The sequence below is a fragment of the Archangium lipolyticum genome (genome assembly GCF_024623785.1).
In the GTDB taxonomy this organism is placed as follows: Bacteria; Myxococcota; Myxococcia; order Myxococcales; family Myxococcaceae; genus Archangium; species Archangium lipolyticum.
Genome location: NZ_JANKBZ010000039.1, coordinates 54,399 through 66,037, shown reverse-complemented (window position 1 = coordinate 66,037; position 11,639 = coordinate 54,399). Strand labels below are relative to the sequence as shown.

11 protein-coding genes are annotated in these 11,639 nt (G+C 66.9%); 4 read left to right on the top strand and 7 right to left on the bottom strand.

The window, feature by feature from the left end:
• Positions 1 to 104: 104 nt before the first annotated feature.
• The 3 genes from NR810_RS45440 to NR810_RS45430 all read right to left on the bottom strand — a co-directional run bounded on the left by NR810_RS45440 (position 105) and on the right by NR810_RS45430 (position 3,767).
• Complete coding sequence (locus tag NR810_RS45440; protein ID WP_257461892.1) at positions 105 to 1,394, bottom strand: adenylate/guanylate cyclase domain-containing protein; 1,290 nt, start codon at positions 1,392 to 1,394, stop codon at positions 105 to 107.
• A gap of 50 nt (positions 1,395 to 1,444) precedes the next feature.
• The gene (locus NR810_RS45435) at positions 1,445 to 3,223 is read right to left on the bottom strand and encodes a hypothetical protein (RefSeq protein ID WP_257461890.1); all 1,779 of its coding nucleotides are present in this window, start codon (positions 3,221 to 3,223) and stop codon (positions 1,445 to 1,447) included.
• Between the two features lie 67 nt (positions 3,224 to 3,290).
• Entirely contained in the window at positions 3,291 to 3,767 is a 477-nt protein-coding gene (locus NR810_RS45430) for an SMI1/KNR4 family protein (RefSeq protein WP_306819061.1), read from the bottom strand.
• A gap of 157 nt (positions 3,768 to 3,924) precedes the next feature.
• Here NR810_RS45430 and NR810_RS45425 point away from each other — a divergent pair, with 157 nt between their 5' ends.
• Positions 3,925 to 4,803 carry a DUF2381 family protein gene (locus tag NR810_RS45425; RefSeq protein WP_257461887.1) on the top strand — a complete coding sequence of 293 codons (879 nt, stop codon included), beginning with the start codon at positions 3,925 to 3,927 and terminating at the stop codon, positions 4,801 to 4,803.
• Positions 4,800 to 6,623 carry a serine/threonine-protein kinase gene (locus tag NR810_RS45420; protein WP_257461885.1) on the top strand — a complete coding sequence of 608 codons (1,824 nt, stop codon included), beginning with the start codon at positions 4,800 to 4,802 and terminating at the stop codon, positions 6,621 to 6,623. Before NR810_RS45425 ends, NR810_RS45420 begins: the two co-directional genes overlap by 4 nt.
• A 222-nt stretch (positions 6,624 to 6,845) precedes the next feature.
• On the opposite strand, the gene NR810_RS45415 is transcribed toward NR810_RS45420, so the two are convergent.
• Together NR810_RS45415 and NR810_RS45410 are read right to left on the bottom strand one after the other, a co-directional pair.
• Positions 6,846 to 7,223 carry a hypothetical protein gene (locus NR810_RS45415; protein ID WP_257461884.1) on the bottom strand — a complete coding sequence of 126 codons (378 nt, stop codon included), beginning with the start codon at positions 7,221 to 7,223 and terminating at the stop codon, positions 6,846 to 6,848.
• Positions 7,220 to 7,792, bottom strand: coding sequence for a hypothetical protein (locus tag NR810_RS45410; protein ID WP_257461883.1), 573 nt, complete (start codon positions 7,790 to 7,792; stop codon positions 7,220 to 7,222). The genes NR810_RS45415 and NR810_RS45410 overlap by 4 nt, the downstream gene beginning before the upstream one ends.
• A 285-nt stretch (positions 7,793 to 8,077) precedes the next feature.
• On the opposite strand from NR810_RS45410, the gene NR810_RS45405 reads away from it, so the two are divergent.
• On the top strand, positions 8,078 to 9,022 hold the full coding sequence (locus NR810_RS45405; protein WP_257461881.1) for an HNH endonuclease: 945 nt from the start codon (positions 8,078 to 8,080) through the stop codon (positions 9,020 to 9,022).
• Positions 9,023 to 9,313: 291 nt separating this feature from the next.
• Here NR810_RS45405 and NR810_RS45400 read toward each other — a convergent pair whose 3' ends face one another.
• Both NR810_RS45400 and NR810_RS45395 read right to left on the bottom strand, forming a co-directional pair.
• Positions 9,314 to 9,706, bottom strand: a complete 393-nt coding sequence (locus NR810_RS45400; RefSeq protein WP_257461880.1) for a cytochrome c oxidase assembly factor 1 family protein — start codon at positions 9,704 to 9,706, stop codon at positions 9,314 to 9,316.
• A 62-nt stretch (positions 9,707 to 9,768) separates the two neighbouring features.
• On the bottom strand, positions 9,769 to 10,761 hold the full coding sequence (locus tag NR810_RS45395) for a Rossmann-fold NAD(P)-binding domain-containing protein (RefSeq protein ID WP_257461878.1): 993 nt from the start codon (positions 10,759 to 10,761) through the stop codon (positions 9,769 to 9,771).
• 166 nt (positions 10,762 to 10,927) lie between these two features.
• Between NR810_RS45395 and NR810_RS45390 the strand changes: the two genes are divergently transcribed.
• Positions 10,928 to 11,509: a TetR/AcrR family transcriptional regulator gene (locus NR810_RS45390; RefSeq protein WP_257461877.1), complete on the top strand. Its 582-nt coding sequence runs from the start codon at positions 10,928 to 10,930 to the stop codon at positions 11,507 to 11,509.
• Positions 11,510 to 11,639 lie beyond the last annotated feature (130 nt).

Here is an 11,639-nt window from a genome sequence, read left to right as displayed (position 1 = left end):
AAGGACAGGGGACGCGGGTGCGGTGCCGCCGTCGGCTGCCCATCACTGCGTGAAGTCCCCTCTCCCTCTGGGAGAGGGCCAGGGTGAGGGTCTTCCCGCCGGTGTCACGCGGCCTGGCGCGAGTCGCGCTCGGGCAGGCCGAAGAGCTCGAGCTGCTGCAGGCGGCCCTTCACGGCATGCGCGCCCAGCGGTTCGAAGGCGGAGTCCTGGCCGAGGGCCTCACGGCACTCGCGGGAGAGGAGCAGGGAGCGGCCGAGCACCTTGGTGAGGTCCTGCACGCGGGCGGCGGTGTTCACCGTGTCGCCGATGACGGTGTACTCCTGGCGCTGGGCACCCCCGACGTTGCCCACCACGGCCTCGCCGCGGTGCAGCCCCACGCCGATGCGCAGGCCGGGGAACTCGCCGCGCTCGCGCATGAGGTCGGCCTCGGCGAGCATCTCGCGCGCGGCGTCCAGGGCGCGCCGGGCATCGTCCGGCTGGTGCGTGGGCGCGCCGAAGACGATGAGCATCCCGTCCCCGAGGAACTTGTTCACCAGTCCCCCGTGGCTGGCGACGATTTCACACATGCGGCCGAAGTAGAGGTTGAGCAGACGCAGCGTCTCCTCGGGGGACTGGGACTCGGAGAGGCGGGTGAAGTCGCGGATGTCGGTGAAGCAGATGGTGACGGCGCGGCGCTCGCCGCCCTCGGGGATGCGGCCGGAGAGCAGGTGCTCCATGACCTGCTCGCTCACGTGCATGCCCAGGAGGCCTTGCACGCGCTCGCGCTCGACGGCGCTCTCGGTGAGGCGCAGCAGCATGGCGCGCATGGAGCGGCTGGCCACCATGCCGAGCGCGCCCATGGTGACGAGGAAGATGGCCTTGGCGAGCGTGACGTAGAAGTCATACGCGCCGGTGGCGAGCAGCTCGGGGGAGGCGGCGGGGCGGAGGATGAAGTGGATGAGGACGACGAGCTGGACGGAGGCGGCAAGGCCCGCGAAGAGACACAGGCGGGGCTGGAGGCGGGGGGTGGCCATGGCCACGCCCACGGCGTAGAGGGCGGGCCCCCCGGCGGACAGGGCGAAGGCGGGGCCGTTGACGTGCAGGTCCAACAGGGCGACGAAGGTGCCCATGGACACGTCCACGAGCGACGAGGCGTAGCGCATCCACGGGCGGAAGTGGCCGGTGCGCAGCAGCAGGGCGACGCACAGGTACCAGCCGAGGAACCCCAGGGTGGCGGCGAGGATGACGCGGGGGATGGACGAGCCCGAGAGAACGGAGGCGAGCACCAGCCCCGTGGCGACGACGCCGGCCACGGTGGCGACCCGGGCCACGCGCGACTCGAGCTTCAGCAGGGTCTCCCCATAGAGGGCGTCGAACCCACTGGGGAGGGGGTGGGAGCCGGTGGCGGCGGGCATTGGAGGACAGGATAGCGCCAGGAGGAGGCGCACCGGCACCTTGTTACCATTTAGAGGAGGCGGGGGGACGAGCGCCCCACTGCCTCGTCCAGCTCGGCCTGGAAGGCGCGGTGGCGGCGGAAGCCCTCGCGGAAGCCGGCGAGCAGCACGTTGCCCCGGCCCTCCTCGCCGCGCAGCCAGAGCACCTCGGCGCAGGCGGTGAGCAGCACGGCGGCCTTGTCGTAGCTGCGCCGGTGCTTGCGGCTGACGATGGTGCTGGCGCGCTTGCGGGCCACCTCCAGGCACCACTCCAACATCCGCTCCTGCTCCGGAGGCTCCAGGAGGAGCTCGGGCAGGGCCTCGGCATACGCCTTCTCCAGCCGCTTCTGGAGCGCCGCGTCCTGGCGGTCGTCACCCGAGTACCAGTCCCCGGCCTGGGTGCCCGTCTCGAGCGCCCACTGCCAGAGCCGGGCCACGTTTCGGGGCAGCTTTCCGGGAGGCTGGCCGGACAGGAGCGCGAGGAAGCACGGCACCACGGTGCCCTGCGGATTGTCGCCGTACGTCCACCCGAGCGCGCTGTCCCTGGCGGCGAGCGCGTGGGCGGCCTCCCAGTCATGGGCGAGCAGAAGGGCGTGGGCGAGCAGCCGCCGGTCGACGCGCGCGGGGGTCTCGAGGTCATCCTCCACGTCAACGGACGGCGCCACCAGGGAGCCCGAGAGCTGGCGGGGCTGGTGGAGGACGCCCTCGAGATGCCGTGCGGCCTGGAGCATGACGCTGGCGCGCGCGGGCTCGGGGGCGTGAGCGTCCCTCAAGTCCAACAGGCGCGGGAGGGTGGGCTGGGCGACGAAGGCCTCCCAGCGAGCGGAGCGCACGGTGTCGGGCTGCTTCAGCCGCGCGGCCGAGGAGGCGAGATGGCTGGCGACGGCGGCGCGCAGGGGGAGGCCCGCGGGCAGGACGTCGAGGGCCTCGCGGGCGGTGGAGAGCACCTCGCGCGGCTTGCCCTCGCGCTCCAGCGCGGCGAGCAGATCCACGAAGGCGCGAGGGTGGCGGGTGGGCTCGGAGAAGGCGAGCTCGCGCAGGCCGCGCGTGCCCTGGGAGAGACCGATGGCCTCGCGCAACCAGGCATCGGCGTCCGGGTCTTCGTGCTGGCGGAGGAGGGAGACCCACTCGCGCAGGAAGGCGTCGGAGTCGGGGAGGGGCTCGGAGGAGATGTCGAGCCACTCGCGCATCCGGGGCCGGGGCTCCTGGAGAAGGAGGGAGCGGACGCGGCGCAGCTCCTCCAGGAGCACGGGAGCGCGCTGCTCGGGCGGGGTGGTGAGGTAGACGGCACGGAGGTAGCGGGCGCGGGCCTCGGGGAGGTCCACCTGGGAGAGGTGCTCGGCGCGCGGGCCCCGGCCGTATTCGTCCTCGCGCTGGATGAGGGAGAACAGCGCCCGGTAGGCCTCGCGGGCGAGCTGGGACTGGCCCCGCTCGGAGGCCTCGTGCGCCCGCTCGAAGAGGGCGGTGAGGGGCGCCACGAATTCCGCGTAGGGCCCGAGCGAGTCCTCTTCGTCGTAGTCCTCGTCCCAGGAGTCCGCCTTCTCCATGCGCTCGGCGAGCTCCTGGGTCAGCTCGGTGATGTCCTCCAGGAGCGCGTCCATGTGGAGGGGCTCGTGAGCGCTGTCGGCACGGAGGGGATGCGCGAGCGCTTCGAGGAAGGCCAGACGCTCGGAGGGCCGGACGCGGTGGGACAGGGTGCGGAGGATGGCGCGCAGCTCGTCGGTGGAGCAGGACTCCAGGCGCGTCTCGACGGCCTCGCGGAACACCTTGAGGGAGAGCTTCTGGGGATGGGACAGGTCGACTTCAGCCATAGGTGAGCAGAATATGACCTCGGCCGTCATGTCTGACCACCCCTGAGTGCTCGGCTGGTTCCCGGGCCTACGGCGTGTCTGGCTTTCCGAGTGTCCAGCCGCGGCTCAGCCAGTAGAGGCGGCCATCGCTCTCCAGGGCGCGTTCGAGGAAGTCGGAGAAGGACCAGGCGATGCGCGCGTTCGCGGGAGAGCCGGGCAGTAGCTCGTGGACACAGTCGAAGATGGGATGGCGGCCGTTGGAGGAGCGGCCCACGTCGATGGCGACATAGTCTCCATCCTGGACGGAGCAGAGGACGAACCAGGAAGCCGGGCCGTGGGCATCGGTGTCCCCGCTGTGGCCGAAGAGGGCGACGCGGGCCCGGACGATCTCCGAGAGGGAGAGGAGACGGTAGGGCGAGTCGGGCCGCTTGAAGAGGGCGGCGCCATTGAAGCGCAGATAGAAGGCGCGCAGCTCGTCATCGAGCTTCCAGCCCATGCGGGTCTCGAACACTTCGATTTGTCGAGGCGAGGCAGGGGGATTGGGGAAGTGACTGCGGGCCACCATTTCGAGGAATCGGTCGAAGTACATGGGTGCGGGAGCGACTCTAGGGACCCGGACGTGATTTTTCGAGTCACCTGTGAGGGGGTGACCCACGAAGTCGAACAGTCCTTGCCCGGGCAGGCGGGCTCCTCTACCCTGCGGCCCCTTTCACGGAGGCTCCGTGCGTCCTCGTTCCTGGACTGTCCTGCTCTGGGTCCTGCTCGTGTCCACGACGGTGACCGCGAGGGAGGCATGGGCCTCCGGGCGGGAGAAGAGGCAGGGGACCGTGCTCCTCGCGGGACAGCCGGGAGGGGCATCACCCGTGCTGTGCGTGGCCGCGGGTCTGTCCACGCTGGTGGACTTCGAGGGCCTGCTCGAACCGCACGTGCTCCTGCCGCCCGGGGTGGAGGAGCGGGTCGGGGTGCTTCGGGTGGGGGCGCGTTCGCTGGTGGTCGTTCCCTTGCGCGACCTGGCGGACGGGGAGCGCGTCCTGCTGCCGGTGACGGGAAGGACGGAGGCGGGCGAGACGCGCACACTGACGCTGGCGCTCGTCACCCGGCGGAACGAGGTGGACCTGACAGCGCGTGTGGTGCTCGCGCCGGGGCAGGCTCAAGGGTCGGAGACAGTGGAGGGAAATGACGTGGACGCGGTGGCGAGGATGCTCCTCGCGAGTCACGAGCCGGGCGCTCAACCGAGGCTGGCGCTCGTCATCTACGATGAAGCGCAGATCTTCACGCGAGTGGATGATGTCCAGGCCCGGGTTGAATCCCTTCTCCGGATGGATCGGCGTCTGTTCGTGACCGTGGCCATCAAGTCCATTCGACGTACCTCCAAGCCCTGGCAGCTCCTGCGTTATCGACTGGAGACACGGTGCAAGGACGCTCGATCGGGTGTGGAACTCACGCCTCCCACTCTCATGACGAAGGCCGTGGGTGGGCAGCAACGGCAGGTCCACACTTTCGCCGTGTGGATTCCGGAGGGGGTCCAGTGTCTGGCATTGACGCTGGAGGAGGCGGGCCCTCGGACACTGCGTCTGGAGGATGTGAGATTGCCGCCATGACAAAGCCCTTCCATCCGGACCTGCTTCAGCCGGGAGATACCATTCGGCACTACCGGGTGGTTCGTCGCCTGGGCCGGGGTGGTTTCGCGATCGCCTTCCTGGTGGAGCACGAAGGCCAGCCCTACACACTCAAGATGGCGGCACATCCGCCGAGCGATGATGACGAGGCCCGTGAGGACGAGCGGGCTTTTCGTGAGGCGATCTCGCTGGGGCACTTCCGGCACCCCAACCTGCTGGTCGTCCACGAGATGGGCCGCTGGCCGGACCTGGAGCGGGGCCATTTCTTCTTCGTCACCGACTACGTTCCCGGCTCCACCTTCAACGAATGGCGCTGGAGGACGCACGCTCCGTTGTGCCGGCTGGTGGGTGTGCTGGGAGAGGTGGCCCTGGTGCTGGCGGAACTGCACGAGCGAGGCGTGTGCCACCGAGACATCAAGGCCGACAACATCCTGGTGAGGGATGGCGATGAAAAGCCCTTCCTCATCGACTTCGGCGCGGTGTTCCTGCCGGGGGCCTACACGCTGACGCAAGCTCTGCCGCCGGTGACGTTCCACAACATGCCCCCGGAGGTGGCTGCCTTCCTGCGAAGTGGCGAGTGGGAGGACGGTGCTCGCCTTCCCGCGAAGCCCTCGGCTGACCTCTATGCCTTCGGGGCCCTGCTCTACGAGGCCCTTACCGACTGTCATCCCTTCAATCCCCGTCTGCCTCCGGCACAGTTGCTGCTCGCCATCGAGTTCCTTCCGCCCAAGGAACCCATGCTGTTGGACCCGCGAGTGCCACCAGCCCTGAACGCGCTGGTGATGAGGCTGCTGGCGAAGGATCCAGAGCAGCGACCTCTGAGTGCCAGGGCTGTCCACGAGGAGTTGATGCGAGTGCTGCGAAGGGATGTGGCTACGGAAGCCTGGACAGTGCCGTATGCCTTTCCCGCCGGGCGCGAGGAGGAACTGCTCCTATCTGGAACTGGCGAGGTCCAGGAAGCTCCCGAGGAGGCCGGGCGCACGGATGAGCGGCAGCAGGAGGCGCCGCATCACGCAACCTGGGAAAGGTCGCTGGCAGTGCTCGCTCTCGGATTGGTTCTGCTCGGGATAGGGTGTTGGCTCATCCGCGCGGTGTGCGCGTCTGCCATGGAAGAGGCGTGTCGCGGCGCGGCTTCCACCTCGCTGGTCATGCCAGCGCCTACCGAGAAAGGACACACTCCCGTGCTCACTTCCTGGACTGACGATGACTCCTCCTTGTTCTCAGCACCGCCAAGACCTTTCGGGGGCATCTGTGCGCTGCTTGGAGCCTGTGCGGCCTCGGCAAATCTCCTGGCCTGTGCGGGAGTGCCCGTTAGGCCCGACCATGGGGAACTCCTCGCGCGCTGCCCTCCCGAGGCTCTTGCGACGGCCGACAAGATGAACCTCAAGGGACCCCTCACGGACGTCGAACTGGTGACAACCACCTTGGCGGGTGTCACGGAGTCGGCCGCGATCAACATCCGGACCGGGCCGGTGGAGGGGTGGATGATCTTGCCTGACGACAGGACCTACTGGGTGAAGGGGGAGGCGAAGGTGTTTCCGGATCGGGTCTACGTTCAATTCGACCGGATCTACCTCGATCAGCTCTACCCGACACGCGGCCGCGTGCCCTCTCCCATTTGCGCGGCGGCCGTGGACCAGGGCTCCAGGAAGCAGTTCGGAGTACAGACGTACGCGGCATTCCCCATCAGGGGCGTCGAGGTCGACCCAACCAAGGTAGACCACAGCCCCGACGCCGCCGTCCTCAATGTTCCCATGGTGGACACGTACGTCCAGCGGCCCGGGGCTCGCTTTCCCTACTGAATCCGAGGCGTAGTTGGTGCGGCAAGAGCGGAGCCCGTGCGCGAAGGAACTCCGCTCTTGTTCAAAGGGTGTTGAACTGGGCTGGTGAAGGGGGACACCGACCATCTGCATGCTGGGATCACACACACCAGGAGGTCGACCGTTGCGCATCATCGGATGCACTGACGGTGCCGCGGTAGACGAAACCTGCCTGCATTAGTTCAACATCCTCTCAGCCGGGCTTCATGTCCCGGGCTGCCGTTCTCTCTTCTTGAGCTCGACAAACTCGGCGACGAAGCCCAGGAACCTCTCAATCGCCGCCCGGTGATCACCATGACACTCATCCAGACACTTCCCTGCCCAGCCACCTCCACTGGGGAACTCTTTCTTCACGTCGCGCAACCATTCGACGAACTCCTTGTAGTCCTTGTCGTCGATACGGTTGCAAAACTGGCCGAACCGGATGCCCAGGATCATGGAGTGCAGAGCCATGACATCCACTTGCCCGATGAATATTTCGAGCATCACCCCTTGGTGAACCTGCTCGCGGAGGAACATGAGCATTTCCAAGGTATAGATGCTGTGACCTCTCCATTCTTCTGGCGGCAGGATGGCCGTCATGGCTCCCCCGTGACGACCAGGCTCACTCTTCCAAGAGCATGGATTGAGGCCATGTATTCTTGTTCGAGCATTCCACTGACGCCCGTGAATGCATCATAAATCCGTCCACCACAGCGAACGGCGAAATGAACGTTGTTGTCTGACATGATCTGTTTGCTACTCCATGACAGGTATTCTCCTTCCGTACTGCTGACACGCACATACTCTGGTGAACCACCGAAGCGCGTAAGTGCCGCGTGGATGTCCCTGGCCACCTGGGAGCAACGCCCCATCTGCCGGTTGGCCACGTTGAAGGCGGCCTGGAACGCCTGCAACCAACGTGGTGCATCGGTCAATCCCTTGTTGGCCATGTAGGCGGCGACTGCTGCTTCGACATCACCCTTGGCGAGTGCCGCGAAAATCTGCATCTTGAGGGTGTCTGGGTGAGCCAAAACCTGCCCCACCAGGAGTCGCGGGGTGCCCAGCGGAAAGTCGGACTGCATGCGCCCCGAGTTGGGAGCAATCTGTCCAACGCCCAGCGCGAGCATCAGATGGAGCAGGCCGAGGGTCAGTCGCGGCAGCAGCATCATGGGAAAGAGTCCTTTCTTGCCAGGCCATGATACCGGATCGAATTCGTTCTCGGGACTGCTCTCCGGTATGGGCAGCAGCGCCAGCAGTACGCACTGCCCTCCAGCCTGCGTCCGAGCATGAACGAGCAACACATCGCCTGGGTCCCCTGGTCCGACCATTGGACCAGTTGCTCGAATTCGCGCCCGGAGGCCCCTCCTATTCAGCGCCTGGGCAGGTCTCCCGCGACGGTCGGGACCCAGAGGGTTGTGGGATGGGAGTGGGCCCGCTAACCTGGTCGGGCCCTGATGGCCCTACCTACGGTTGATCCAGACTGGGAAGTCCGCGCTGCCGCCTTCCAGATGTTGGAGCGGCTGGTGGCGCGTTACGGGCCCACGTTGGAGTGGGACATCGTCCAGCGAGGTTTCGACTTCAAGGGCCAGCACTTCCACTTCGCCACCAAGGCGAGAGGCATCTTCCGGCCGAAGGAGATGCGAGGAGGTGGACCCCTCTCCATCAAGACCATCATTCCGCGTGGGGGCCGCATCGCGCGCTACGAGGACTCCCAGAAGGATGATGGGGTCTTCATCTATAAGCTGCAGGGGGACGACCCGGACAATCGGGACAATCAGTTGCTCGAGTGGGCGTGGAAGTGGTCGGTGCCGTTGATCTACTTCTGCGCGGTCGAGGTGGGCGTCTACCAACCCATTTGGCCCATCTACATCCGGGGAATCGACCGGGAGCGGATGGAGTGCACGCTCTCGGCCGACGATGCGGTGCTGGCGGTGCGGCAACTCGGCGTGCCGATGGTGGCGGATGCGAAGGGCAGCGACGGCCGCCGCGAGTACGTCACGGTCCAGGCGAAGCGGAGATTGCACCAGGCCCGGTTCAGGCTGGAGGTGCTGAGGGCCTACGAGACGAGATGCGCGGTGTGCCGGCTACCTCGGGCGGAACTGTTGGACGCGGCGCACATCGTGCCGGACCGGGAGGAGAAGGGAGAGCCCGTGGTGCCGAACGGACTGGCGCTGTGCCGGCTGCATCACGGCGTGTTCGACACAGACTTGATGGGTATCCGCCCCGATGGGGTCATCGAACTGTCCAAGACGCTGCTCGAGACTCGTGATGGTCCGACGCTGGAGCACGCGGTGAAGGCCTTCCATGGCCAGAGCCTCCATTTGCCCCGGAATCGAGAGGAGCAGCCAGGACAGCGGTTCTTGGAGGAGCGGTACGCGCGTTTCCGTCAGGTGGGATGAGTATCTCCCATTCGCGCTCATTCAACTCCAGGCGCTGGTTTTTTTGGCTGCCGCGCTGAGTGCTCTGAACTGATTCTGGGTGAGGCCCCTTGTTGCATTCTGCAGAACAAAGACGAGGTTTTCGGCTCGTACGACCATCACGTTGGCGGGGAATGCACTGACCTCCAGGAGTGAAAACCGCGTCATCCAAGATGGGGGCAGTGGACCGGTGAGTGCTCAGCGCACTCTTGCGACGGGTGAGTGCTCCACGGACAGGCACGACGCGGAACACTACAAGGACCTGGCGGCGCCTCAGTAGCCCAGGAGGTTGATGACGGTCCCATCGCGCGCTACCAGCTTCAGCGTGCTGAAGCCCCACAAGCCGCTCGTCTGCACACCCTTGACGTGAAGCGTGCCTGTCTGCTTGCTCCCAGACAGCTCAATCTCCATCGTGGCCAGGCCATCATCCCCAGTGGTGTTCATCTGCCCCGAGAACAGGGAGGCGGCGGTCACCGGCGCGCCAAGGACCTTGTTGACCCTGGCGTGGTTCGTGGCGCGCTCGACGGCCTGATCGTATGGGCTCTCGCTCCGCAGGAAGAGGAACCCCAGCACCCCACACCCGCCGCACAGCAGCGGAATTCCCAGCATCAAGCCGATGAACCACTTCGTGAAGTGCTTGCCTCGACCATCGTCGTATTCAGCCATTGGCGGCGCGATCCCTGCCTGGGGGGCGTTGGAGGTTGCTCGTCACGCGGAGCATGGCAGCCTCAGGCATCGCTGGCGATGTGGACGCCGAACTCCTTGAACCGCGCGAGGGCCTCGTCGGGCGCCACGAGCGTCTCGGGCAGGTGCAGGCCACCCGGGGCGGCGGGCCGTCCGTCCAGGCCCAGGACACGCTCGATGACGACCAGAACCCCCAGCGCGGTCAGGTGCGCGTTGCCAGCCGGACCGGAGACCATCGTTCTCCGGCGGGCCGGCGTTCCTTCCTTCAGGAGGCCTTCGATGTCGATGTAGAGGTCATGGGAAGCCGGGCCTCCGGCCAGAGTGCCCAGGGAGTCCCCCTGGACGAAGTCAAAGCGGACATTGGGGGCCCCCGTCACGGCGGCGAGGCTTGGCACGTCGAGCACGGACATGGGGAGCCCCTGCAGGACACGCCCGTCCGATAGGCGGATGTCCCTGACGTGCTGCGTGGCGTCAAGCCACTTCCAGGCTCCGGCCTCACGCAACAGCGCGCGGCCGACGAAATGCTCGCTGTCGCTGGCGGTCATCTGGCCAATCGGGTCCTTCGTATCGTAGAGCCCCGCGAGCTGGATCGAGTCCACACGGCTGAACGGCTCGGCGGCCTTCCACGCGGCGTGCAGCAGGACGCCTGCCTGCCAGTGCCCCAGCAGGACGATGGGCCGCGTCGGAGGCGAGCGCAGCGCCGCGAAGGTCGCAGGCGCGACGTCCTCCGCCAGCTTCGTGATGCCGATGTGTGCGACGCCACGCGACAGTGCGGCGTGGATGAGGTTGTCGCCGGGATCCTGCAAGGCCGCGACGATGAGGTCGACATGTCCCACCTCACTCAGTCCCCTTGCGGCGTTCGATACGTCGAGCCGAGCCGTCGTGGCACCGCCCAGCTCGCGTGCGAGGGCCGCCCCCTTCTCGGGATTCCGCCCCGCGAGGATGAGCTCCACCTCCTTGCTGAGCTTCCTGACGTGCCGCGCGATGAAACTGCCCACCAGCCCATAACCCCCTGCGATGAGGATGCGTGCCTTCACGAGTGTTCTCCCGGGGGGCTCTCGATGACGTATCGACTGAATGCCCCACGGCGCTTCTCTAATTACCAATAGTAAGTTACGCATGGTAATATGACTGCCAGGAGGTTCGGGGTATGAACGTCCCTGGCCCTGGGCGGCCGGGGAACGGGAGGCACGAGCATTGGCGGTGGCGAAACGAATGGCGAAGGAGGCGCGCAGGAGGCAGCTCCTGGAGACGGCGCTCGAGATCGTCCGGTCCGAGGGCACCGAGGCGCTGACGCTCTCCTATCTGGCCGAGCGTGCAGGCGTGACCAAGCCGATCGCCTACGAGCACTTCGGCTCGCGCTCCGGGCTGCTCATCGCGCTGTATCGCGACTATGACGAGCGACAGGCCCAGGCCATGCGCGCGGCCCTGGAGGCCAACGGGAGGACGCTCGAGGACGTCGTCGGGATCGTCAGCGCCGCCTATGTGGACTGCCTCCTCACAGCTGGGCCGGAGTTTGGCGCGATCGCCGCGGCGCTCTCCGCCACCGAGGAGATGGAGGACTTCCTGCAGTCCCTGCGTGACTCCTATATCGCCGAGCTCCGCAAGGCGTTCGCGCCCTTCACGAAGCTCCCCCGAGGGGAGGGGCAGGCGCTGCTGACGGGCCTCCTCGGTGCCTCCGATTCCCTGTCGCAGGCCGCGGCCTCGGGCCGACTCTCACGCGCGCAGGCGGTCAGCGCGCTCTCGCACATCATGCTGGGGGCTCTCCGATCGAGTGCCGGGTGAGCCCCCACATGACTCCCCGCGGGGCTCGGAGCGAGACCGACTCGAAGTGGCTTCGGCGCGCACCCAGGTTGTGGAGGCTTCGACTGGCACGTTCCGCTGGCGGCGGGGCTCACGCTGCGACACCTGATGG